Raw genomic sequence first — 21,603 nt, 5'->3', positions numbered from 1 at the left:
GTGCCTCCCTTCCTGGTGGACGCCCATCTGGACCTGGCCTGGAACGCCAGGGCCTTAGGCCGGGACCTCACCCTCCCCCTAGAGGCCCTCCGCGCCCAGGACCCCCACCCCGATACCCCCCTGGTCACCCTGGAAAGCCTTAAGGAGGCCCGTGTGGCCCTCGTCTTCGCCACCCTCTTCGTGGACCCCCGGGAAGGGGAGCGGGAGGACTGGGAGGAGGAGGTCTACGCCCAGCTCGCCCTTTACGAGCTCTGGGAGGGAGGGGGCCTGGTGCGGGTCCTCCGGGAGAGGGAAGACCTCGAGGCCCACCTGAGGCGCTTTCCCCAAGACGGCGTCCTGGGCCTCGTCCTCCTCCTGGAAGGGGCCCATGCCCTTCCGGACCCTCAGGCCCTTCCCCCCTTGCGCCAGCGGGGCCTGAGGCTCCTCTCCCTCACCTGGGCCACGAAAAACCCCTACGCCGGGGGAAACGCCGAGCCCGGGCCCCTCACGGAGAGGGGGCGGGCCCTCCTTAAGGAGATGGAGGCCCTGGGGGTGGCCCTGGACCTTTCCCACCTGGCCGACGAGGCCCTTTTCCAGGCCCTGGGGGCTTACCCGGGGCCGGTGTGCGCCACCCACGCCAACCTCCGGGCCCTCACCCCTACCCCCCGCCACCTCCCTGAGGAGGCCTTGCGGGCCCTGGCGGAGCGGGAGGGGGTTTTGGGCCTCGTGCCCTTCAACGCTTTTTTGGACGCGAACTGGAAGAGGGGGATGGAGCGGCTTCCCCTGGAGGCCTTCCTCCGCCAGAAGCGCCACGCCGAGGCCCTCCTGGGGCCTAAGGGCGTGGGTTTGGGCACGGACTGGGACGGGGGGTTCGGCCTCGAGGCCGTGCCCCTGGGCCTGGACCGGCACCGGGACCTCTGGCGGCTTGGAGACGAGGCCTTCCTGGGGGAAAACTGGCTACGCTGGCTCCTTAGCTGGTTCTAGGGGCACCACGGCCAGGGTGCAGCGGCTTGCCGCCACCAGCTTCCCCTCCTCGTCGTGGACCTTCACCTCCCAGACCTGGGTGGTGCGGCCCACGTGGAGGGGCCGGCCCACGGCGCGGATCGTGCCCGCCTGCTTCTTGCGGATGTGGTTGCAGTTGATCTCCAGCCCGAAGGCGGCGTGCCCCGGGGGGCAGTTTAAAAACCCCCCCACGCTCGCCACGCTCTCCGCCAGGGCCACCGTGGCTCCCCCGTGGAGGAAGCCGAAGGGCTGGTGGACCCTGGGCGTCACCACAAGCTCCGCCACCACCTCGTCCTTCTCCGCCTTGAGGTAGCGGACCCCCAGGGTCTTGTCCAGGGTTTCCCGCTCCAAGAGAGCCTGGAACTCCATGCCCTGGAGTATAAAGGGGCCGTGGGCGAGATCCGGCTCTTTCCCGGCCTCCTTGCCCCCCCGGCGGGGCTGGACTTCCTCTCGGACCTCTCCTCGGAGGAGGGGCTCCACCTCGTGGCCTTCGCCGAAGGGGCCTTGGACGCGCTAAAGGTGGCCTTCCGGGAGGGGGCGAGAAGCCTCGTCCTCCTCTCCCCGGTCCTCTTTCGGGACGCGCTCCTTGCGGCGCGGCTTGGCGCCTTGCGCTTCGGCCTGGAGCGGGGCGGGGTGGAGGGCTTCGCCCGGGTGGGCCGGGCCCTCTTCTTCGGCCCCCTCAGCGTGGGGAGCGAGGAAGTCTACGAGGCCTGGAAAGAGGGCTTGAGCCAGGGGAGGCTTCGGGCCTGGCTGGAAGCCTTGGAAGCCCTCACCGACGAGAGGCGGTGGCTCCGGGGCACAAAGGCCCGGGTGCTGGTGGTCCAAGGGGCCCTGGACGCCTTCACCCCGCCCCTTCACGGGGCCAAGATGGCGGACCTCGCCAAGGGGGAGGCCCTCCGCTTCGTGGTGGACGAGGCCGGACACCTGGTGCCCTGGGAGGCCCAGGGGGAGGTCCTGGACCTGGTGGCGGGCTTCCTCCTGGGGGAGGGGTTTAGGCCCTTGCCGGGGGGGCTTGCCTTATGAGGCGCACGGGTTACCTCCACCTCTACGGCCTGAACCTGGTCTTTGACCGCGTGGGGAAGGGCCCGGCGGTGGTCCTCCTGGCGGAGGAGGCCTCCCGTTGGCCTGAGGACCTGCCGCCCGGGTACGCCTTTTACCTCCTGGACCTCCCCGGCTTTGGCCGCACCGGAGGGCCTTCCATGACCCCGGAGGAGATGGCCGAGTACGTGGCGGGCTTTTTGGTGATGCTGAACCTGGGCTCGCCGCCCCTCCTGGTGCGAGGGGTGGGGGAGGCGGTGGGGGCGGTCCTGGCGGAGAGGGGGTATGGGGTCTTTTTAGCGGAGGACTTGCCCATGGGATTGCGAAAGGCCTTTGGCTCGTGATACCCTGCACCTGGGAGGTTAGGCTATGAGAAAGGTTCTCGTCTCGCTGGTAGCGGCCCTAGGCTTGGCTTCGGCGCAGGTTTCCCTGGATAACCTGAAGCCCTCCCTGGCGCTGGTGGGCGGCACCCAGGGCTTTGGTCTGGAGGCTTCCTGGCACTGCCTCCTCTTCCAGCCCCCGGTGGGGGAGGTGCGCCCGGCCCTGGGCGTGGCCTACGATGTGAACGGCGACGCCAACGGCGCCTTCCTCTTCCGCTACCTCTACCCCGTGGCCGAGGGGCTTAAGGCGGGGGCCGGGCTGGGGGTGGTCATCCCCGGGTTTGGCTTCAGCAACCTGGCCCTCTACTTCCGGGCGGACGCCGAATACGATCTGGCCCCGTCCTTGAACGCCCCGGTTTTCGCGGGCGGGGACCTGGGCCTTGCGGCGGGCAAGCTTGCGGCCCAGCTCAAGGTCGGGTTCCGCTTCTAGGGACCGTCCTCCCCTTCCTCGCCCTCCGGGGCATCCACTTCCTTTTTCATCACCTCCCGGAGGAGGCTTGTGGCGTAGCTCCCCTTGGGGAGGAAGAAGCTCAGCCAAAGCCCCTCCGGGCTTTCCTCGAGCCTCCACTCCTGGAGGGGGACCCGGATGGGCCTGCGGGCGCCCCGCCTGGCCCGGAAGTCTTCCCGCTTGAGGCCGTAGCGGGCGAGGACCTGGTCCTCCAGGGCCCGGGCTTCCCCTTGGGCCTCGGGGTACTTCTTGCCGAAGAGGGGCCCGGTGGCGCTGATCTCCAGGCGGAGGGCCCTTTCCGCCTCCTTGGGGTCCTCCACCAGGAACTCCCCCCCGGTGGCGTGCTTCTTGGCCCAGTCCCCGGGGATGACCCGGTCGTAGAGGTTCCTCTCCAGCCTCAGGGCCACCCAGTCGTTGAAGAGGAGGCTCTGAAGGCTCCCGATGAGGAAGCGCTTGAGCCAGGGGCTTCCCCGGCCTTTGCCCCTCTTGACCAGCTCGTAGCCCCGGACCGGGTTGAGGCCGCCCAGGCCGAAGCGCTGGGGGCCGTAGTAGTTGGGGATGCCCTTTTCTGCGAGGCGCTCCAGAATGGCCTCGGCCTCGGCAGGGCCCCCCTTGGGGTTGCGGATCAGGATGCGGAAGCGGTTGCCCTTGAGGTGGCCGGTCCTGAGCTTGTTGGTGTGGAGGTCGGCCGCAAGAAGCCTCACCCCCCGGAGGTTCTCCAAGAGGCAGAGGGCGTCCTCGTGCCGCCTGGGGATGGAGAACCACTGCCGGGCGCGGGCCTTTTTGTCCTTTAGGCCCGCCACCCCGATCTCCTTCTCGGGCACCCCCACCTCGTCCCGCAGAAACTCAAAGACCTCCCGGGTGGTGAGGCCCTCCTTCTCCAAGAGGAGGTAGAGGTGCTCCCCCTCCCCCTTGGGGAGGTAGGCGGGGACTTCCTCCACCTGGAAGTCCTTAGGCTCCGCCCGAATCTCCCCGCCCACGCCGGGGAGGTCCTCCGTGAGGAAGGGGTAGCGCTGGGGCCGGTAAACGAGGTCCATCCCCCTATTTTGGCCTAGGGAAGGGCCTTAAGCCAAGACTCCAAGACCCCGAAGCCATAGCGGAAGAAGGCCTCGGAGCCAAGCTCCACCCCGGCCTCGGACAGGATCTCCTTGGGGCTTCGGCTCTCCCCGGCCTCCAGGACCCGGAGGTACCGGGGCACGAAGGCCTTCCCCTCCTCCCGGTAGCGGCCGTAGAGGGCCAGGACCACCAGGTAGCCCAGGGCGTAGCTATAGGTGTAGAAGCGGTAGTGGACGAAGTGGGGGATGCCCGCCCAGGCCGCCCGGTCCAGCTCCGTCCAGGCCACCGCCTCCCCGTAGAGCCTCCTTTGCTCCTCCTGCCAGAGGGTGTGGAAGGCCTCGGGAGGGAGGGCGGCTTCTTTTCGGGCCTCGAGGCTCCTCCTTTCAAAGAAGGCGTACATCACCTGGCGGAAGAGGGTGCTTATGGCGTCTTCCAGCCGCTCGGCCAAGAGGAGGGTCTTCTCCTCCCCGGAAAGCTTCTCAAGGAGGAGGTCGTCCAGGAGGATCTCGGCGAAGACGCTGGCTGTCTCGGCCAGGGGGGTGGAGGCCCCGAAGTTGAGAAGGCGCTGGCGGCGGGCCAGGTAGAAGTGGACCCCGTGGCCGAGCTCGTGGGCCAGGGTGTGGGCGCTGTCCAGGTCGTCGGTGTGGTTGAGGAGGACGTAGGGGTGGGTGGAGGGAAGCCCCCCTGCACAGAAGGCCCCGCCCCGTTTCCCGGGCCTCGGGTAGACGTCCATCCAGCGCCCTTCAAAGAACTTCCGCGCGATCCTCTCCACCTCGGGGGAGAAGCGGCGGAAGGCTTCCAGGACCAGGGCCTTCGCCTCCTCAAAGGGCACCTTGGGTTTCTCCCCGAGGGGAGCGAGGAGGTCTTCGCTTGGGGTCTTCTCCTGGCCGAGCCTCCTGGCCTTCCAGAGGTAGTAGCGTTCCACCAGGGGGTAGAAGCCCTCCGTGGCCGCGAGGAGGGCTTCTATGTCCCGCACCTCCACCTCGTCCCGGAGGGCCACGGGCTCCAGGGGGTGGGAGAAGCCCCGAAGCCGGAGATCCTGGATGTAGTCCAGGTAAACGGCGTTGAAGACGGCGCTCAGGGTGGGGGCCTCCTCCAGGAGCTTTCCGTAAAGCGCCCGGTGGGCCTCCCGGCGCACCTCTGGGCTGGGGTCGCGGCGGAGGGCCCGGACCTCCATCTCCGTGAGTTCCCTTTCCCCCACCCGGAAGCGGAAGCGGCCCGTGTACTCCGTGTAGAACTGGCTCCAGGCGCTCCTGCCCACCAGGGCCTTGAGGTTAAGAAGCTCCTCCTCCTTCTCCGAGAGGGTGTGGAGGGCGTAGGCCCTTTGCCTTTTGAGGAAGTGGCGGAGGTCGGCGAGGCCTGGGTGGGCGAGGAGGCGCAAGAAGGCCTCCTCGGGAAGCCTCCGCAGGGCCACCTCCAGGGGCACCAGGCGGTTTTTCACCTCGGTGAATCGGCTCCGCACCCGGTCCAGGAGAGCCTTGGCCCCGGGGTCCTGGGTGCGGGTGGCGAAGTAGAGGCTGGCGTAGTTCAGGGGCTTGTAGGCCCTCTCCAAGGCCTGCTCGTAGGCCTCCAGGAGGGAGGGTGCCTTCCCAGGGTCCTGGAGGTCCTTGGGGTCAAGCCCTTGGGCGAGGGCCAGGGCGGCCTCGAGGTCCTCCCAAAGCCTGGGGTCCTCCGGCGAGGCGTAGAGGTCCGAAAGGTCCCACTCCACGGGCTCCACTATACCCGGGCGGTATTCTGAGGGGCGTGGCCGCGCTCGTCATCTACAAAGGCAAGCCCGCCTTGGCCGAGGAGAAGGGGGGCCGCCTGGAGCTGGAGCTTCCCGGGGGCGAGAGGCAGAGGGTGCGTCCCAAGGACGTCCTCCTCCTCCACCCAGGGCCCGCCTCCTTGGAGCTAAAGGTGCCCGAAGGGGAGGAGGAGGCCGCCTGGGAGCTTCTGGAGGGGCAGACGGTGAGCCTCAGGGAGCTTGCCGAGCTGGTCTACGGGGCCTACACCCCCGAGGCCGCCTACGGGGCCTACCTTCTGGCCCAGAAGGGGGAGCGCTTCCTCCTGGAAGGGGAGAGGGTGCGGGCCCGCACCCGGGCGGAGCTTGTGGCCCTGGAGGAGGAGAAGAGGCGGCGGGCGGAGCGGGAAAGGGCCTTCCAGGAAGCCCTGGAGCGCTTAAGGAAGGGAAGCCCCACCCTGGAGGACCGCCCCCTCCTCGCCGAGGTGGAGGCCCTGGCCTACGGGGAGAGGAGGGAGAGCCCGGTGCTCAAAGCCCTGGGCCATCCCGAAACCCCCGAGGCCGCCCACGCCTTCCTCCTCAGGCTCGGCCTTTGGAAGAGGCAAAACCCCCATCCGAGGCGGCTTGGCCTCCCCCTGCTTCCCCCAGACCTCCCCGTCCCCCCCCTGCCCGAGGAGGAGCGGACCGACCTCACCCACCTCCCTGCCTTCGCCATAGACGACGAGGGGAGCCAGGACCCGGACGACGCCCTCTACGCCGAGCGGGTGGAGGGGGGTTTCCGGCTTTTCGTCCACGTGGCCAACGTGGCGGCCCTGGTGCCCCCGGAAAGCCCCTTGGACCAGGAGGCCCTGCGCCGTGGGGCGAACCTCTACCTCCCCGAGGGGACGGTGCCCATGCTTCCTTCGGCCGTCACCGAGGTTCTGGGCCTGGGCCTAGGAGAGGTCTCCCCGGCCCTCACCTTTGAGCTTTGGGTTGCGGAGGAGGGGGAGCTTCTGGAGGAGAGGCTTTACCCCTCCTGGGTGCGGGTAAGGCGCCTCACCTACCGGGAGGCCCTGGGGGTGGAGGCCCTAAGGCCCCTTAGGGAACTGGCGGAGGCCTTCCGGGCGCGGCGCCTCGCCCAGGGCGCCCTGGAGATCGGCCTCCCCGAGGTGAAGGTGCGGGTGGAGGGGGAAGCGATCCGGATCACCCCCTTGCCCCCTTACGAAAGCCGGGTCTGGGTGCGGGAGGCCATGCTCCTTGCGGGCTACGCCGCCGCCCACCTGGCCCTTAGGGAAGGCCTCCCCTTCCCCTTCGCCACCCAGGAAGCCCCCACGAGGCGGGTGGAGGGGGAGGGCCTCGCCGCCATGTGGGAGCAGAGGAAGGCCCTGAGGCGGGCCCAGCTCAAGGCGGTCCCCGCCCCCCACAAGGGCCTCGGCCTCCCCCTCTACGCCCAGGTGACGAGCCCCCTAAGGCGGTACCTGGACCTGGTGGCCCACCAGCAGCTCCGGGCCTGGCTTAAGGGGGAAAGGCCCCTTTCCCAGGCCGAGGTCCTAGAAAGGGTGGGGGCGGCGGAGGCGGTGGCCGACCTGGTGCGGGAGGCGGAGAGGAAGAGCAAGCTCCACTGGACCCTCCTCTACCTGATGGAGGAGGGATATGAGGGGCCTGGCGTCCTGGTGGAAAGGCGGGGCGGGCAGGGGGTCTTCCTCCTCCCCGAACTCGGCCTCACTGCCCAGGTGGCCCTGCCCAAGGCCCTCCCCCTGAACGCCGAGGCCCGCCTCCGCTTCCTGGAGGCGAACCTGCCTGCCCTCGAGGCCCGCTTCGCCCTGGTCTAGGCGCCGCATCGGGGTGGGGGTCATGCCGGGCCCCGTGCCGGCCCAGGCCGGCACGGGGTGGCCTTAGTCTTCCCCTTGGGCCTTGGTGAAGCCGGGTTCGCCGTCAAACTCCTGGAGCTTTTCCAGGTGCATCCAGCGGAAGCGGCTCGCCACCCGGCTTACGAGGTCCAGAATCTCCGGGTCCCTGGCTTCCCCCTCCCCCGTGTAGAGGAAGCGGCAGCGGTAGTGGTCCACCAGGTCCGTGAGCCCGCCGGTGGGGGGGTAGACCTGGGTGCCCCGGTTGGAGATCATCTTGAGCCGGAAGGGGGTACCCGCGGCGAGGGCCTCCAGGGCCTTTCCCAGGGCCTCGGGCAGGAGGTCGCTTTCCACGAAGACGTCCACCCCCACGACCCGGCGGCTCCGGGGGACGATGGGGGCGATGGCCCCGTCCACCTGGGGCAGGCGGAATGGCTTGTAGCTCCGCACCTGGGTCTTCCTTGGGGTATTGCCCAGGTTCTGGATGATGGCCTCGGTGTACTCCGTGGTCTTGGCCCCTCGGTCGTAGCCCACCACGTCCCCTGTGAGGACCCGGCCCTCCTCGAGGGTGTAGAGGAGGGCGTTCTCTATGAGGTCCGCCGTGGCGAACTCCTCCAGGTAGCGGAGCATCATCACCGCCGAGAGGAGGACCGCGGTGGGGTTGATGACGTTCTTCCCGGCGTACTTGGGGGCGGAACCGTGGACGGCCTCAAAGATGGCCACCTCGTTGCCGATGTTGGCCGAGGGGGCGAAGCCCAGGCCCCCGATGAGCCCCGAGGTGAGGTCGGAGAGGATGTCCCCGTTCATGTTGGTGGTGACGATCACCTCAAACTGCTCGGGCCTTTTCACTAGCTGGTGGGCGGCGTTATCCACGATGATGTGGGCCGCCTCTATCTCGGGGTACTCCTGGGCCACCTTCTCAAAGGCCCGCTTCAGGGTCCCCTCGGCGAGCTTCATGATGTTGGACTTGGTGGCGCAGTGGACCTTCTTCCGCCCCTCGGCCCGGGCCAGCTCAAAGGCGAAGCGGGCGATTTTCTCCGAGCCCTTCCAGGAGATGAGTTTGAGGGTCTGGGCCACGCTCGGGGTCTGCATATGCTCAATCCCGGCGTAGAGGTCCTCCACGTTCTCCCGCACCACCACGAGGTCAATGCCCCGGCCCGCATAGGGGGTGGGGACGTTGGGGAACTCCCGCACGGGGCGGACGTTGGCGTAGGTCTCAAAGAGCTTCCTTAGGGTAACGTTGGCGCTCTTCTCCCCGTAGCCCACCGGGGTTTCCAGGGGACCCTTCAGGGCCACCCGGGTCTTGCGGATGGACTCAATGGTCTCCTGGGGAACGCCCGAGGCGATGCCCCGCCGGAAGACGCTCGCCCCCGCCTCTCGCACCTCGTAGGCCAGGGGGGCCTTGGCCGCCTCGAGGACCTTGAGGGTGGCCTCCACGCACTCGGGTCCGATGCCGTCCCCGGGGATGACGGTGATGAGCTTGCGCCCGTCCTCGAGGACGTGCACCTTCTTGCCGGTTTCCGTGGTGATCAGGGGCATGGGTTCACCTCCGGGGGCGGAATCGCCCCCCCTTACACTACACCACGGGGCTTGAGGCCCTGTAGACTCGGGGCGTGGCCCGGGTGGTCGTGGTGGGGGCGGGGATCGTGGGGGCGGCCTCGGCCTACCGCCTGGCGGAGAGGGGGCTTGAGGTCCTCCTCCTGGAGAAGGAGGCCACCTTCGCCCAAGGCTCCACCGGGAAAAGCGCCGCGGGGGTGCGGGTGCAGTTCTCCGAGCCCTTGAACGTCCTCCTCTCCTACCACTCCATCCTGGAGTACCGGGAGATCCCCGAGGCCGCCTACCGCCCCACGGGCTACCTCTTCCTGGTGCCCGAGGGCCTAGCCGAGGCTCAAGAAGAGGCCCTTAAGGTGCAGAAGGCCTTGGGGGTCCCCGTGGAAAAGCTTTCTCTGGGGGAAGCCCAGAAGAAGGTGCCCTTCAGGGAAGAGGGCCTGGCCTACGCCACCTTTGGCCCCATGGACGGCGTCATAGACCCCCACGGGGCCACGGCCTATTACCTCAGGGAGGCGAGGCGCCTGGGGACGGAGGTGCGCTTTTCGGAAGCCTTCCTCTCCGCCCGGCGGGAGGGGGGGCTTTGGCGTGTGGAGACGGCTAAGGGGCGGTACGAGGCCCCCTACCTCCTCCTCTCTACCGGGGCCTGGACGGGGGAGGTGGCCCGGGCCCTGGGTTTGGAGATCCCCATCTACCCGGTGCGCCGCATGGTCTTCGCCACCGCCCCCGCGCCCTTTCCCCACGCCTTCCCCCTCACCATAGACCTCGCCACGGGCTTCTACCTGCGCTCCGAAGGCCCCCGCCTCCTCCTCGGCCGCTCCAACCCCAAAGAGCCCCCGGGCTTCCGGGAGGGGGTGGACTGGGGGTGGCTCTCTCCCACCCTCGAGGCGGGCCTCGCCCGCTTCCCCTTCCTGGAGGGGCTTTCCCTGGACCCAAGGGCGAGCTGGTGGGGCTACTACGAGATGACCCCCGACCACAACCCCATCCTGGGCTTCGTGGAGGAGGGGCTTCTGGTGGCGGCGGGTTTCTCGGGGCACGGGGTGCAGCAGGCGGCCATGGTGGGCCGCCTCATGGCGGAGGAGGTGGTCCACGGGAGGGCCCAGAGCCTGGACCTCACGCCCTTCCGCCTCCGGCGCTTCCAGGGGGGGAGGCTTCTCAAGGAGCGGGGCATCGTCTGATACCACCCCATGCTGGCGCAAGCCAGCCTGGGGGCCCCGGCAAAAGGTTCCTAGGCAGGCTTCCTGGAGCCTTAGAGCGAAGGGAACAGGGAGAAAGGGCATTTGGGGAAGGGCTGGGGGCCCCCCTCCCCGCAGGGGTATACTCAGGTCGGTCCCTCGGGACGGGAAGGAGATCGCCGTGCGGGTATTCCTTGTGGTGGGGGTGGTGCTGGGTCTGGCCTTGGCTCAGGGGGTGGTGAAGGACCTGACCCCGGGGGTGCTGGAAGGGGTGCTCCGAGGGGCCAAGGTGGCCTACGAGCGCACGGACACCGGAGTGTACCGCCTGGAGATGGCAAAGCTGAAGAAGGTCTGGCTCAGCCTGGATTTCTGCCGGGAGGAGCGTTGCGGGGTGCTCACCCTAAGCGCAGGCTTCACCTTGGAGGAACCCCCGGCCCTTTCCCTCCTCAACCAGTGGAACCGGGACCACCGTTTCAGCCGGGTTTTCCTGGACGAGGAGGGTACGGCCTGGGTGGAGTCCGACCTGGACCTCACGGGCGGGGTGAGCCTGGGGGCGGTGGAGGCCTTTCTGGCCCTTTTCGCCGAGGAGATCCTTCCCGAGTTCATGGACTTCATCGGCTTTGAGCCTTGACCCTGGGCCTTCCCTCCCCTATGATGGGGGTTGCCTGGCGCCGGGCGGCGTAGCTCAGGTGGTCAGAGCACACGACTCATAATCGTGGTGTCGTGGGTTCGAGTCCCACCGCCGCCACCAGGAAACCCCGCCCTCGAGGCGGGGTTTTTCTTGCTACACTAAGGAAACGGGCCCGGGATCCCCCCGGTGGCCTCTGGAGGCGTATGCGCGCGCACATCATCACCTACGGGTGCCAGATGAACGAGTACGACTCCCACCTGGTGCAAAGTGAGCTGGTGAGCCTTGGGTGGGAGCTGGTGGACTCGGTGGAGGAGGCGGACTTCGTCCTGGTGAACACCTGCGCCGTGCGGGGCAAGCCCGTGGAGAAGGTGCGCTCCCTTCTGGGCCAGCTCCGGAAGGAGAAGGAGAGGCGGGGCCTCCTCATCGGCATGATGGGCTGCCTGGCCCAGCTGGACGAGGGGCAGCAGATGGCCAAGAAGTTCGGGGTGGACATCCTCCTGGGCCCCGGGGCCCTCACCTCCTTGCCTGAGGCCTTGAAGGCCAACGAGAGGTTCTTTGACCTCACCTTCCGGGAGGACGTCCTGGACTACATCCCCCCGCCCCCCAAGGGGGCGCTCTCCGCCCATGTGACCATCATCCGGGGGTGCAACCACCACTGCACCTACTGCATCGTCCCCACCACCCGCGGCCCCGAGGTCTCCCGCCACCCCGACCTCATCCTCAAGGAGATGGAGCTTCTCAAGCAGGCGGGGGTGGTGGAGGTCACCCTCTTAGGCCAGAACGTGAACTCCTACGGCAAGGACCAGCCGGGCTTTCCCAGCTTCGCCGAGCTCCTCCGCATGGTGGGCCGGATGGGCATTCCCAGGGTGCGCTTCCTCACCAGCCACCCGGTGAACTTCACCGACGACATCATAGAGGCCATCGCCGAGACCCCGGCCATCACCCGCTACATCCACCTGCCCGTCCAGTCCGGCTCGGACCGGGTCCTGAGGCGCATGGCCCGGGAGTACCGCCGGGCCCACTATCTGGAAAGGATCCGGAGGATACGGGAGGTGCTCCCCGATGCCGTGCTTTCCACCGACATCATCGTGGGCTTTCCCGGAGAGACGGAGGAGGACTTCCAGGAGACCCTCTCCCTTTACGACGAGGTGGGGTATGACCAGGCCTACATGTTCATCTACTCCCCCCGCCCCGGCACCCCCGCTTACAGGCACTTCCAGGACCTGCCCCGGGAGGTGAAGGTGGAAAGGCTGAAGCGCCTCATTGAGAAGCAGAAGGAGTGGAGCTACCGCAGGAACCTGGAGTGGGTGGGGAAGACCGTGGAGGTCCTGGTGCGGGGGGCGGCCAAGGAGGAGGGGTATGTACAGGGGCACGACCGGGGGAACCACCCCGTGCTCCTCCCCGCTTCCCAGGCCCCCGTGCCCGGCCTCTACCGGGTGGAGGTCAAGCAGGCCACGCCCCACCTGCTTTTCGGGGAGGTGGTGGGGGCTGAGGCGCCTCTTCCCATTCCCCTTCCCCTGGCCTAGGGGGTGAGGGTGCGCCCCCTTCTCCCCCTCCTGGTGGCCTTGGCCCTTTTCCTCCTGGTCTTCGCCGGATTCCGCTTCACCGGGGTGGGCCTGGTTTTGGCCCTGGGCCTCGCAGGCCTCCTCTACGGCGGGGTGGCCCGCTGGCAGGAAGGGGTGCTCCGGCGGGGACCCTCGAGGCCCGCCCTGGAGCGCCTGGCCATGAAGGAAGCTTGGCGGCGGGGAGGGTACCTGCTTCCCCGGGACCTTGCCCCTTTCCTGCCGGAGGAAAAGGCCCGGGAGCTCTTGGAGGGCCTCCGGGAGCGAGGCCTTTGCCGGAAGGAGGGGGAGGGGTACCGCTTTTAGACCCATGCGGGAGGCGGAGGTGGTGGTTCTGGGGGCCGGGGTGGCGGGGCTCACCCTGGCCCGCCTCCTTTATGAGAAGGGGCGCAAGGTCCTGGTGGTGGCCGAGGCCCTGGGGGAGGCGAGCCGTCCCCCCGTGGCCCTGGTGAACCCCTTGAGGGGCAGGCGCTTCACCCTGGCGGAGAAAGGGGAGGAGGCCCTGGAGCGGGCCCTCGCCTTCTACGGCCGCTTCGCCGAGCTGCACCTCGGGGTCTTCCGCCCGGTGCCCGAGGCCGAGCGCCCCAAGGTGGCGGGGAGGCTTTCCGGCCTCAGGCACCGCTTTGAGGGGGAGGGGGTGCTTTTGGAGGAAGCCTTTTGGCTGGAGCCCAGACCCCTTTTGGCGCGCCTCGCCCACGGGCTTCCTCTCCTCTGGGGGCGGGTGTTGGGGTGGGAGCCCCCTTACCTTCGCCTCGCAGGTGGGGAAAGGGTGCGGGGGGAGGTGTTGGTCTACGCCGGGGGAGGCCGGGGGGCCCACCTTCTCGGCCTTCAGGGGAGGCACACCCCCGGCCTGGTCCTCACCCTTTTGGACTACTTTCCCCGGGCCTTAAGCTACCGGGTCTACCTGGCGGGGGCCGCCCTTGGAGGAAGCTACCTGCCCCACGAGGAAAACCCCCGCCTGCCTCCTCCCACCGAGGGGGAGGTGGAATGGCTTCTCCGAGGGGCCGAAGCCCTGGTGGGTTACCGTCCCCGGGTGGCCTCCGCTTGGCGTGGGGTGCGCTTTCGCCTGGGACCCCATCCCACCCCGTCCTGGCGGGGCCAGGATGGGGGCCCTGGCCTGGGCTACCTCTTCCCGGTGGAGGGCGGGTTCGCCCTCACGGGGCTTGGCTCCACGGGTTTCCTCTACGCCCCTCTTCTTGCGGAGAGGATCGCCCTAGGGCTTTAGAGCTGGGCTACCTTGTAGAGGGTGACCAGAACGATGAGGAGGCCGAAGAGCTGCTTGAGGCGGCCCGGGGGGACGAAGAGGCTGGTGATGCGGGAGCCCAGGTAGCTCCCCAGGGCCCCCGCCAGCACCAGGGCTAGGGTGAGGCCCGGGTCCAGGCGGGCGGTGGACAGGTGGGGGAAGAGGGCGGAGAAGGAAGGGGGCGTCACCGCCACGGCGTTGATGGCCGCGGCTCTCTTGGGGTCTTGGCCGGTGAGGATCAGGGTGGGCATGAGGAGAAAGCCGGGGCCCACCCCCAGGAAGCCCGCCAGCACCGAGATGGGCACGGCCAGGGCCAGGGCCAGGCCGAAGCGCTCCTTGGGGGTTCCGCCTCGCACTGGGCGGAAGAGGTTGTAGGCCAGGTAGGCTACGGCGGCCAGGTAGATCCACCAGATGAAGCGGGCTTCCACCTCCTGGGCCAGCCAGGAACCCAGGGGGGCGGGCAAGGTGGTGGCCAAGGCCAGGAGCAGGGCCTTGCGCCAGTCCACCAGGCCGCTTTGGGCGAAGCCCACCACGGAGAAAAAGGCCGTGATGCCGTTGAGAAGGAGGGACAAGGGCTGCACCTGGTGCACCAGGTCGGGGAGAAAGAGGCCGAGGAAGGGCACGGCGGCGAAGGCCACGCCCAAGCCCAGCATCCCCGAAACCACCGCCAACAGAAAGAGCCCTCCCACCACCACGGGGTTCATGACCTGTCCTCCAGGTGGCCCTCGGTGTTCAGACTGGCCTCGTGGCCGCGAAGGATGTGAATGGCCCCTTTGGTCATGCTTCTCACCCCTCCGAAACTCTACCACCGCTCTTTCTGGGGAAGGGGATAAGCTAAGGGGTGTACGCGGGGGCGGTGCTGGCAGGAGGGGCCTCGAGGCGCTTCGGGGAGGACAAGGCCCTTTTCGTCTACGAGGGAAAGCCCCTTTTGGCGAGGGTCTTGGAAAGCCTCTCCGGGGCCTCCCAGCGCTTCGTCGTGGCCAACCGGCCCTACCCCGGGTTTGGCGTTCCCGTCTATCCCGACCTCCTTCCGGGGGCGGATAGCCTCTCCGGCCTGCACTCCGCCCTCCACCACGCCCGCTTCCCCTGGGTGGCCGTGGCGGCCACCGACCTGCCCTTCCTCACCCGGGAGTACTGGGACTTTCTCTACGAGAAGGCCCGGTCCTCCCCCTACCCCGTGGTGGTGCCCTTTAGCCCCGAGGGGCACCTGGAGCCCCTCATGGCCTTTTACCACCGGGACTGCCTACCCCAGGTGGAAAGGCAGATCCGGGAGGGGGACTTCCTCCTCAGGCGGGTGATGGAAGCCCTGGGGGCCACCTACATCCCCGCAGAGGAGGTGGTGGCCCGCTTCGGGGAAAGGCTTTTCCTCAACGCCAACCGCAAGGAGGAGCTTCCCTAGTCCCGCACCCGGATGCGGACGGTGTGGGCCAGGGTCCCGTCCAGGTAAAGCTCCAGCGGGTAGGCCCCGGGGGTCTTGGGGGCGAGGAGGCTTCCCCGGTAGGTGAGGTCGTCCACCTTTTCCAAGGGAACGATGAGGGGACCAAGGCGCACTTCCACCCGGCTTGCCCGGCGCAGGAGGCGGGCCTCGAGGCGCACCTCCTCCCCGGGGTCCACTAGGGCCGGGGTGGCGGCGAGGGTAGCCAAGGGCCCGGGGCGCAGCGGGATGAGGGCGGCGGCTTCCGCTTCCTCCCCCTTCCTAAAGGCCCGCACCCGCACTTCTAAAATGCCCTCTCCTGCCACGGGCACATACCCACCCCAGATCCCCTCTTCCAGGGGGGCCAGCGGGTAGGTGCGCCCCAAGACCTCCGCCACCACCCCCTCGGGGCTTCCTTGCACCTGGGCCCTGAGGGGGAGTTCTGCTCCCGGGGGGAGGGAGGAGGGAAGGGGGAGGAGGACCACCCCCAGGGTCTCCTCGGTGAGGGTGCGCACCACCTCCCGCACCACCGGCCTGGCCGCCAGGGCCACCTGGGGCATGGGGCCGGGTTCCAGGTCCAGGACCAGGGGTTCCCCAGGCTCCTGCAGGCGCCCCAGGCTCCTGGGGTCCAGGCTCAGGGTGTACCGCCCCGGGAGGAGGCCACCCACCACGAAGCTACCCCGGCCGTCCGCCAGGGCGGTGCGGACCTCGGGGCCCTGCAACCGTATCCGGGCGTAGGGGACTATGGCTTCCCCCTCGTCACGCTGGCCGTTGCGGTTCTCGTCCAGGTAGACCTGTCCCTGAAGACCCACTACGGTCTCCATGGGCAGGTCTAGGGGTAGGGTTTTCCCCTTTTCCACCCGGGCCTCCACTACGCGGCGTAGGGCCAGGTTGGCCTCCAGGCCCCCCACCTCCAAGCGGTAGACCCCGGGGTAAAGCTCCAAGCGGTAGCGGCCCCCGGCGTCGCTTTGGGCCTCGAGGGCCCCCACCCGCACCCGGGCCCCAAGGAGGGGGGGCTCGTCCAGGTTGCGCACCCCGTCCCGGTTACGATCGTGGAAGACCACCCCCTCCACGTACCCCGTGGCCCGGCCTCCAAAGGCCTGGACCACTTCCTCGGGGGTGTTGAAGCCGCCCTTGACCTCCATCACCCCTAGGGCCTGCCAGGAGAGCACCCCCTGGCGGTACCCCCCGAGGAGGCCCAGCCCGAACCCCTCGGGCAGGCGGTAGAGGAGGGCGGCCTGGGCCTCGGGCTTTTGGGCGAGAAAGTCATAGCCCAGCTGGGCGCTTCCCTCCAGGCCTTCCAGGCGGCCTTCCCCCGCCAAGAGAAGGGTCCTCGCGGTGGGGGAGAAAGAGAGGGCGGCCCGCACGCTGTAGTCCCGCTCCCGGTAGCCCAGGTAGAGGAGGGAGGCGGCCCCTTGGACCAGATAGGAGAGACCTCCTCCCAGCTCTAACCCGTCCAGGCGGAGGCGGAAGCCCAAATCGGCGGCGGGCCCCCCCTGGTAACCCACCCCTGCCCGCAGGGTGAGGGGCAGGGGCAGGGGCCGGTATTCCAGGCCGAAGCGCCCTCCCAGAGACGGGCTGGCGGTGAGGGAGACACCCGCCCGCACTTCCTCCGTGAGGGCCACGTTCCCCTGCAGGCTTCCCTGGAAGGTGCCCCCCTGGAAGGCCACCTCTCCTTTGAGCCCCCAGGGCTCCTGGGCCCGGGTGGCCCCGCCGAGCCGGAGGGCTGGGCCCTCCAGGTACTCCAGCCGCCCCGCCAGGCTGAAGGCCCGCTCCTCCACCCGGGCCTCGAGGCCGCCCCCCACCCGCACCTCTTCCGGATCCGCCCGCCGCCGCAGGGCGAGGTAGGGGGTGAGGGTGAGGGTCCCTTCCCTAAGGGCATAGCCCAGGTCCAGGCGCTGGGCAAGAGCGCTTACCGTGAGGCCGAGCCGGGCGGGTCCTTCCTGGTAGAGGACCCCTAGGGTAGGGGCCACGCTTCCGAAGGCGTAGTAGGCCTGCACGGGACCCCACTCCCCCTCCAGGCGCAGGTAGCCTCCGTACCCCCGGAAGCCTAGGGAGAAGCCCTCGCCTCGCAGAAAGGCCTCCCCTTTCACCGCCTCCTTGCCCCACTCCAGGCCCGAGGCGAGCCCCACGTAGTCCGAGAGGCTCCCGGAAAGCCCCAGGGCCACGGCGTAACCCAGCTCCCCCTGTCCGTAGGCCAGCCGGAGGCCGAAGCGGTAGCGCAGGCTGTTCCGCCCCAGGTTCTCCGCCCCGGCGAAGGGCAGGATGACGGTTTCAATGACCCCATAGGTGCGAAGGCCGGGGTCCAGGCTGGAGTAGGCCAGGACCGTGGCCGTGTCCCGGTTGCGCCCGGTGAGGGTGAACTCGAGGGGGATTTCCTTGGTCTCCCCGGGTTCCAGCTCTACCAGGGCGCTTTCCAGGCGGTAGGGGAGGAGGGAGCGGACCTCTAGCCGCACCCGGTCTTGGGCGTTTCCGATGTTCTGCAGTAAGAGGGTGTAGGTGAGGGTTTCTCCCTCCACTCCCGTGCCTCCCGGGGGAACCTTGAGGGCCAGGCCTGCCTCGGGAAGGACCTGCACCTTTACCTCCCGCTCTTCCCGGGTGTCCCGCACCCGCACCCGGTATTCCCCGGCCCGGGCCTCGGGGCGCACCAGGAAGTTGAGAAGCCCCTCCCCCTCCACCGCTCCCGTGAGGGGCAGAAAGACCTCGGGGGCCTGGGCGGCGATGGTCCCTTCCCCCCGCACGGGAATGGAGAGGAAGCCCCCTCGCTTGGCCTCGAGGCGCTCCGGCACCTCCAGGGCCAAGGCAAGGCTTATGGCCGCCACGAGGGGCAGAAGAGGCCGCATGTTACAGGCGGCTTAGGGTGAAGACGAGGCTTCCCCGGTAGACCCCCGGGGCCTCGCTTCCCGTGAGGACCAGGCGGAACTCCAAGAGGTGCCGCCGGTACCCCCCGGAGGGGCCGCTTCCCGTGACCAGCACCGTTCTAGGGCCTAAGGCCGTCCACGGGCCCCCGTCCACCCGCACCTCCAGCTGGCTTGGGGAGAGGACCTTCCCTCCCTCGGCTACCAAAGGCTCCGCCAGGACCTCCACCGCCCAGCCCCCCTCCACGTTGCTGAAGACGCTCAGGGTGAGGGGGCCCGGAGGGCTTGTGGGGTCGTAAGGGTAGGGAAAGGTGGGCGGGGGGTAGCCTTTCTGGGCCAGGTCAAAGACCACCTCTTCGGCACTTAGGGAGAGGGCGCTTCCCTCGGGAAGGTTGACCCCCACGGGCACCTGGGCCAGCGCGAAGAGGGCCATCCCCATGGCCAGAAGCGTTGCCTTGCGCAAAATCCACCTCCTTCAACGCACCTCCAGCCGCGACTCCCCGGCGATGAGGCGGGCCTCGCCGTAGTCCAGGACCGCAAGGACCACGTACCGCCCGGGGGGAAGGGGTTTCTCCAGGGGTACGGGCACCTCGTGGGTGGCCCCGGGGAGGCTGGCCGTCTCGGGGACGGCGGCCTGGACCACGGTTTTCCCTTGGGCGTCCCGCACCTCTACCCGGCCCGTGAGGCGCATGACCCCGTTTCCCGTGTTCTGGAAGACCACCTGCAAGGTCGCGGGCTCCCGCCCCAGGGGGGGGCGGTACCGCACCCCCTGGATGCGGCCGGAGCGCTCCACCCGGCCTATGTCCACGTAGACCACGTGCCCCACCCGGGTGCGCACCCGGATGCCGATGCCCTGGCCACCTTCCCGTCCCTGGGCAGGGCCCGACTCAAAGAAGACGATGCCCCAGTAGGTGCCTTCCTTGGCCTCCGGGGGCACCCGCACCGTGTAGCGCACCTCCTGGCTTCCCTGGGGTTGCAGGAGGAACTCCAGGGGGGAGACCGAGAGCCACCCCACCAGGCTCCGGGAGTGGCTTCCAGGGTCCAGGTAGAGGGGGCGGCCGTCCGGGGCCAGAAGGACGTCGGAAAGGACCACGCTCACCTGGAGGGTCCCCTGTCGGCCCGGGTGGTCCACGGTCACGGTCTGGGTGGTGCTGGCCCCGGGCGCCAGGGGCAGGAGGACCCGGGGCGGGGAAACCCCCACCCCGGTCTGGGCCTGGGCCAAGGAGGCGAGCATGAGAAGCCCGAGGAGCTTTTTCATGGCTAGAGTCTAGGGGAAGACCCCCCGGGGCGGAAAGCCCCGGGGGGTAAGGGGCCTCAAAGGGCCGCGAGCTGGAAGAGGAAGTTGAACTCGTAGGTGCCCGCCACCTCGGAGCCGTCAAACCAGAAGGCCTCTATGATGGTGTCGTCCAGCCAGCCGGGGAGGCGCTCTCCCACCCTCTTCAAGAGCTCCAAGGGGTCGCCGTCGTCGTTCGTGCCGGGGATGATCTCTACGAACCTGGAGTGGCCGATATCGGGGGCCTCGTCACGTACCCCCAGCCTGCCGTAGGTGGGGTCGCCCAGTGTACGGGTCACCTTGAGGTCCAGCTCGCACCCATCCCCGTTGTTGCAGAACTTCTGCAGGACCTTCTGGTTGATGCAGATGAGGGTGCCCTTCTCGCCGGCCTCAATGGAGCCATCCCCGTCCATGTCCTTTATGGCGGGGTAGGTGTCAATGGGAGTGAGCTCGCCGTCCAGGGCTGCGCTCAGGGCGTCCTCGAGGGAGCCCGAGAAGCCCTTGGGCACCAGGAAGCACCCCTCACCGCCATTGCCAAGAGGGGGGGTATTGAGGTCCAGGACCCACTCGTCCTCGGTGAGGTGCAGGGCCACCCGCTGGGGGATGGTGAGGTTGATGCGCTCCGTGACGGTGGCCTGGCTGTCGTCCACGTCGTAGCTCTCGCCCGCCAGGGCCAGGCCCAGGAAGAGGACCAGGGCGCTCAGGGAAAGGATCAGCTTCTTCATCGCTCACCTCCTTAGAGACCTGCCAGGGTGAAGGTCACGTTGAGGGTATAGGTGCCGTCCAGCTCGGAGCCGTCAAACCAGAAGCTCTCCACGATGGTGTCGTCCAGCCAGCCGCCCGTGGGGCCGGTGTTGGAGGCCACGACATGAGGGCCAGAGGGCAGGGAGTTGGTGACGAAGCCGCCCATGGGCACCATGCCGATGAAGTCGGCCAGGCCGAAGTAGCCGAAGCCGCTGGCGGGCGTGCCCGTGACGGTTACGGAGAGTTGCCAGCCATCGGGGTCATTGGAGAACTTCTGCAGGACCTTCTGGTTGATGCAGATGAGGGTGCCCTTCTCGTCGTCCTCCAGCTTCCCGTCCCCGTCGTAGTCCTTGGCGGCGGGGTAGGCCCCGATGGGCCGGAGGACGCGACCCGAGAGGAGGTAGTTCTGCAGGTCGGAGAGGGTCTTGACCGCCTTGGGCACCAGGTAGCACCCCTCCGCAGGGGGCGTGGGGTTATTGGGGTCGTAGGTATAGGGGGATGGGGCTTCTTGCGGGCTATTCAAGTCCAAGTTCCACTCGTCCTCGGTGAGGTGCAGGGCGTAACGGGGAGGGATGATGACCCGCACCTTCTCCTTCACCGCCGCCTGGTCGTGGTTTTCGTCCCAGAGTTCTTCCACGGTGCCGTCCAGGTCCCCTTCCGAGGGGAAGCCCACCTGGGCCAGGGCCATGCCGCCTAGAAAAGCCAGGGCCAGAAGCCAAAGAACCTTGTTCCGCATCTTCCGTCACCTCTCTTGCCGTGCCCGGTCGCCTTGTGCCTTGCCGCCTATAGGAGGGTCAGGGTATAGACCAGCTGACCCTCGTACTCGCCCGGCGCCTCGGAGCCGTCCAAGCGGAGCTTGATCCCCAGGGTGACCGACTGCCAGCCGCCCGGGTGGTCCGTGACCTCCTCCAGGAGCACCCCTCCCTGGGGCCCCGCGGGGGCCGGGCAGAGGTGGGAAGGAGGGCGGTCCCAGTCGGGGTGGTAGGCCAGGCACTTCCAGTGGGGCGTGGGGGGTACCCCGCCCCGGCCCGTGAGGATGGAGTGGACGGCGAAGTGGCTGGCGTCCAGCACCGCCCCTTCCGGACTCGTGGGCTCCACCTCAAAGGCCACTTCCAGGGCCCAGCGCTGGCTCTGGGTGAAGACGTGGAGGCGCATGGAGGGGTGGACGAAGAACTGGGGGAAGCGCTTGGACCCCGGGATGACCCGCCCCTCCCCGTCCGGGAGATAGGGGGGGTAGGGGCGCCCCTCCTCGTCCAGGAAGCGCCCGTCCCCGCCGTAGAGGGCGGCGCAGTGAGGGGGGACGGGGCCCAAGGTGGCGCACCTGAGGTCAAAGACCACCACCGGGTCCCTCAGGCAGAGGCTGGGGTCCAGGGGGTCCCTCGGGCAGTAGGGGGGCTGGGCCGGGCTTCCCCCGCCCCTTCCCGCCCAGAGGAAGCGCCCCAGGCCCCCGCCGGGGCCGAGGTCCGGGCCTTCCAACCATAGGGCCGCGCGCTCGGGGATTCGCACTTCTACCCGCACCGAGGCCTGGGGTCCCACCGCCCCTAGGAGGAGGGGCAGGAGCGCCAGAAGGCCTAGGGACCCAAGCCTCATCCTTCTCACCTCCCTCTGCCCGCCAGGTTAGGAGGAGGGGCGTGAAGGGGGCGTAAAGGGGAGGGGTCATTTTTGACACGGCTTTTACAGGGGAGGTGTTAAATTAAGGTAGGCCT

22 protein-coding genes and 1 tRNA gene are annotated in these 21,603 nt (G+C 68.7%); 12 read left to right on the top strand and 11 right to left on the bottom strand.

Annotated elements, in window-relative coordinates; translation table 11 throughout:
• Positions 1 to 963, top strand: a complete 963-nt coding sequence (locus ACZ5RK_RS10360) for a dipeptidase (protein ID WP_464909100.1) — start codon at positions 1 to 3, stop codon at positions 961 to 963.
• On the opposite strand, the gene ACZ5RK_RS10355 is transcribed toward ACZ5RK_RS10360, so the two are convergent.
• Positions 937 to 1,350 carry a PaaI family thioesterase gene (locus ACZ5RK_RS10355; RefSeq protein ID WP_464909099.1) on the bottom strand — a complete coding sequence of 138 codons (414 nt, stop codon included), beginning with the start codon at positions 1,348 to 1,350 and terminating at the stop codon, positions 937 to 939. The genes ACZ5RK_RS10360 and ACZ5RK_RS10355 overlap by 27 nt on opposite strands.
• Before the next feature lie 21 nt (positions 1,351 to 1,371).
• On the opposite strand from ACZ5RK_RS10355, the gene ACZ5RK_RS10350 reads away from it, so the two are divergent.
• Genes ACZ5RK_RS10350 through ACZ5RK_RS10340 form a run of 3 tightly spaced genes read left to right on the top strand, consistent with a single transcriptional unit; the run spans position 1,372 to position 2,829 of the window.
• The gene (locus ACZ5RK_RS10350; protein ID WP_464909098.1) at positions 1,372 to 2,004 is read left to right on the top strand and encodes an alpha/beta hydrolase; all 633 of its coding nucleotides are present in this window, start codon (positions 1,372 to 1,374) and stop codon (positions 2,002 to 2,004) included.
• Entirely contained in the window at positions 2,001 to 2,363 is a 363-nt protein-coding gene (locus ACZ5RK_RS10345) for an alpha/beta fold hydrolase (RefSeq protein WP_464909097.1), read from the top strand. The genes ACZ5RK_RS10350 and ACZ5RK_RS10345 overlap by 4 nt, the downstream gene beginning before the upstream one ends.
• Before the next feature lie 25 nt (positions 2,364 to 2,388).
• Positions 2,389 to 2,829, top strand: coding sequence for a hypothetical protein (locus ACZ5RK_RS10340; RefSeq protein WP_464909096.1), 441 nt, complete (start codon positions 2,389 to 2,391; stop codon positions 2,827 to 2,829).
• Here ACZ5RK_RS10340 and truD read toward each other — a convergent pair.
• Complete coding sequence (gene truD, locus ACZ5RK_RS10335; protein ID WP_464909095.1) at positions 2,826 to 3,884, bottom strand: tRNA pseudouridine(13) synthase TruD; 1,059 nt, start codon at positions 3,882 to 3,884, stop codon at positions 2,826 to 2,828. The genes ACZ5RK_RS10340 and truD overlap by 4 nt on opposite strands.
• A 14-nt stretch (positions 3,885 to 3,898) precedes the next feature.
• Entirely contained in the window at positions 3,899 to 5,611 is a 1,713-nt protein-coding gene (locus ACZ5RK_RS10330; protein WP_464909094.1) for a M3 family oligoendopeptidase, read from the bottom strand.
• 35 nt (positions 5,612 to 5,646) lie between these two features.
• Here ACZ5RK_RS10330 and ACZ5RK_RS10325 point away from each other — a divergent pair, with 35 nt between their 5' ends.
• On the top strand, positions 5,647 to 7,434 hold the full coding sequence (locus ACZ5RK_RS10325; RefSeq protein WP_464909093.1) for a ribonuclease catalytic domain-containing protein: 1,788 nt from the start codon (positions 5,647 to 5,649) through the stop codon (positions 7,432 to 7,434).
• A gap of 63 nt (positions 7,435 to 7,497) precedes the next feature.
• On the opposite strand, the gene ACZ5RK_RS10320 is transcribed toward ACZ5RK_RS10325, so the two are convergent.
• Entirely contained in the window at positions 7,498 to 8,988 is a 1,491-nt protein-coding gene (locus tag ACZ5RK_RS10320) for an NADP-dependent isocitrate dehydrogenase (RefSeq protein ID WP_464909092.1), read from the bottom strand.
• A gap of 74 nt (positions 8,989 to 9,062) precedes the next feature.
• Here ACZ5RK_RS10320 and ACZ5RK_RS10315 point away from each other — a divergent pair, with 74 nt between their 5' ends.
• From ACZ5RK_RS10315 to ACZ5RK_RS10290, 6 genes are all read left to right on the top strand, one after another.
• Entirely contained in the window at positions 9,063 to 10,175 is a 1,113-nt protein-coding gene (locus ACZ5RK_RS10315; protein ID WP_464909091.1) for an NAD(P)/FAD-dependent oxidoreductase, read from the top strand.
• 178 nt (positions 10,176 to 10,353) lie between these two features.
• Complete coding sequence (locus ACZ5RK_RS10310; protein WP_054647327.1) at positions 10,354 to 10,803, top strand: YbjN domain-containing protein; 450 nt, start codon at positions 10,354 to 10,356, stop codon at positions 10,801 to 10,803.
• A gap of 43 nt (positions 10,804 to 10,846) precedes the next feature.
• Positions 10,847 to 10,923: transfer RNA gene (locus tag ACZ5RK_RS10305), tRNA-Met, on the top strand.
• An 83-nt stretch (positions 10,924 to 11,006) separates the two neighbouring features.
• Positions 11,007 to 12,329 carry a tRNA (N6-isopentenyl adenosine(37)-C2)-methylthiotransferase MiaB gene (gene miaB / locus ACZ5RK_RS10300; RefSeq protein ID WP_464909090.1) on the top strand — a complete coding sequence of 441 codons (1,323 nt, stop codon included), beginning with the start codon at positions 11,007 to 11,009 and terminating at the stop codon, positions 12,327 to 12,329.
• 9 nt (positions 12,330 to 12,338) lie between these two features.
• Positions 12,339 to 12,671, top strand: coding sequence for a hypothetical protein (locus tag ACZ5RK_RS10295; protein ID WP_464909089.1), 333 nt, complete (start codon positions 12,339 to 12,341; stop codon positions 12,669 to 12,671).
• A gap of 4 nt (positions 12,672 to 12,675) precedes the next feature.
• Positions 12,676 to 13,590 carry an FAD-dependent oxidoreductase gene (locus ACZ5RK_RS10290; protein ID WP_464909088.1) on the top strand — a complete coding sequence of 305 codons (915 nt, stop codon included), beginning with the start codon at positions 12,676 to 12,678 and terminating at the stop codon, positions 13,588 to 13,590.
• On the opposite strand, the gene ACZ5RK_RS10285 is transcribed toward ACZ5RK_RS10290, so the two are convergent.
• Positions 13,587 to 14,312, bottom strand: a complete 726-nt coding sequence (locus tag ACZ5RK_RS10285; protein WP_464909087.1) for a sulfite exporter TauE/SafE family protein — start codon at positions 14,310 to 14,312, stop codon at positions 13,587 to 13,589. The two genes, ACZ5RK_RS10290 and ACZ5RK_RS10285, sit on opposite strands and share 4 nt — an antisense overlap.
• Positions 14,313 to 14,449: 137 nt before the next feature.
• On the opposite strand from ACZ5RK_RS10285, the gene ACZ5RK_RS10280 reads away from it, so the two are divergent.
• The gene (locus ACZ5RK_RS10280) at positions 14,450 to 15,007 is read left to right on the top strand and encodes a molybdenum cofactor guanylyltransferase (protein WP_464909086.1); all 558 of its coding nucleotides are present in this window, start codon (positions 14,450 to 14,452) and stop codon (positions 15,005 to 15,007) included.
• On the opposite strand, the gene ACZ5RK_RS10275 is transcribed toward ACZ5RK_RS10280, so the two are convergent.
• The 6 genes from ACZ5RK_RS10275 to ACZ5RK_RS10250 are packed head-to-tail and all read right to left on the bottom strand — an operon-like array spanning position 15,004 to position 21,487.
• Positions 15,004 to 17,865: a COG1470 family protein gene (locus tag ACZ5RK_RS10275; protein WP_464909085.1), complete on the bottom strand. Its 2,862-nt coding sequence runs from the start codon at positions 17,863 to 17,865 to the stop codon at positions 15,004 to 15,006. The genes ACZ5RK_RS10280 and ACZ5RK_RS10275 overlap by 4 nt on opposite strands.
• A gap of 1 nt (position 17,866) precedes the next feature.
• Entirely contained in the window at positions 17,867 to 18,343 is a 477-nt protein-coding gene (locus ACZ5RK_RS10270) for a hypothetical protein (protein ID WP_464909084.1), read from the bottom strand.
• A gap of 12 nt (positions 18,344 to 18,355) precedes the next feature.
• A complete protein-coding gene (locus tag ACZ5RK_RS10265; protein ID WP_464909083.1) occupies positions 18,356 to 19,138 on the bottom strand; it encodes a fimbrial biogenesis chaperone in 783 nt (260 codons plus the stop codon).
• A 56-nt stretch (positions 19,139 to 19,194) separates the two neighbouring features.
• Positions 19,195 to 19,878, bottom strand: a complete 684-nt coding sequence (locus tag ACZ5RK_RS10260) for a hypothetical protein (protein ID WP_464909082.1) — start codon at positions 19,876 to 19,878, stop codon at positions 19,195 to 19,197.
• 11 nt (positions 19,879 to 19,889) lie between these two features.
• A complete protein-coding gene (locus ACZ5RK_RS10255; protein WP_464909081.1) occupies positions 19,890 to 20,633 on the bottom strand; it encodes a hypothetical protein in 744 nt (247 codons plus the stop codon).
• Between the two features lie 47 nt (positions 20,634 to 20,680).
• Positions 20,681 to 21,487 (bottom strand): hypothetical protein, encoded by an 807-nt coding sequence (locus tag ACZ5RK_RS10250; RefSeq protein ID WP_464909080.1) that lies wholly within the window; start codon positions 21,485 to 21,487, stop codon positions 20,681 to 20,683.
• Positions 21,488 to 21,603 lie beyond the last annotated feature (116 nt).

The organism is Thermus kawarayensis JCM 12314, from assembly GCF_055393575.1.
The sequence above is the reverse complement of the archived record's forward strand: the minus strand, read 5'-3'. Positions and strand labels throughout refer to the sequence as shown.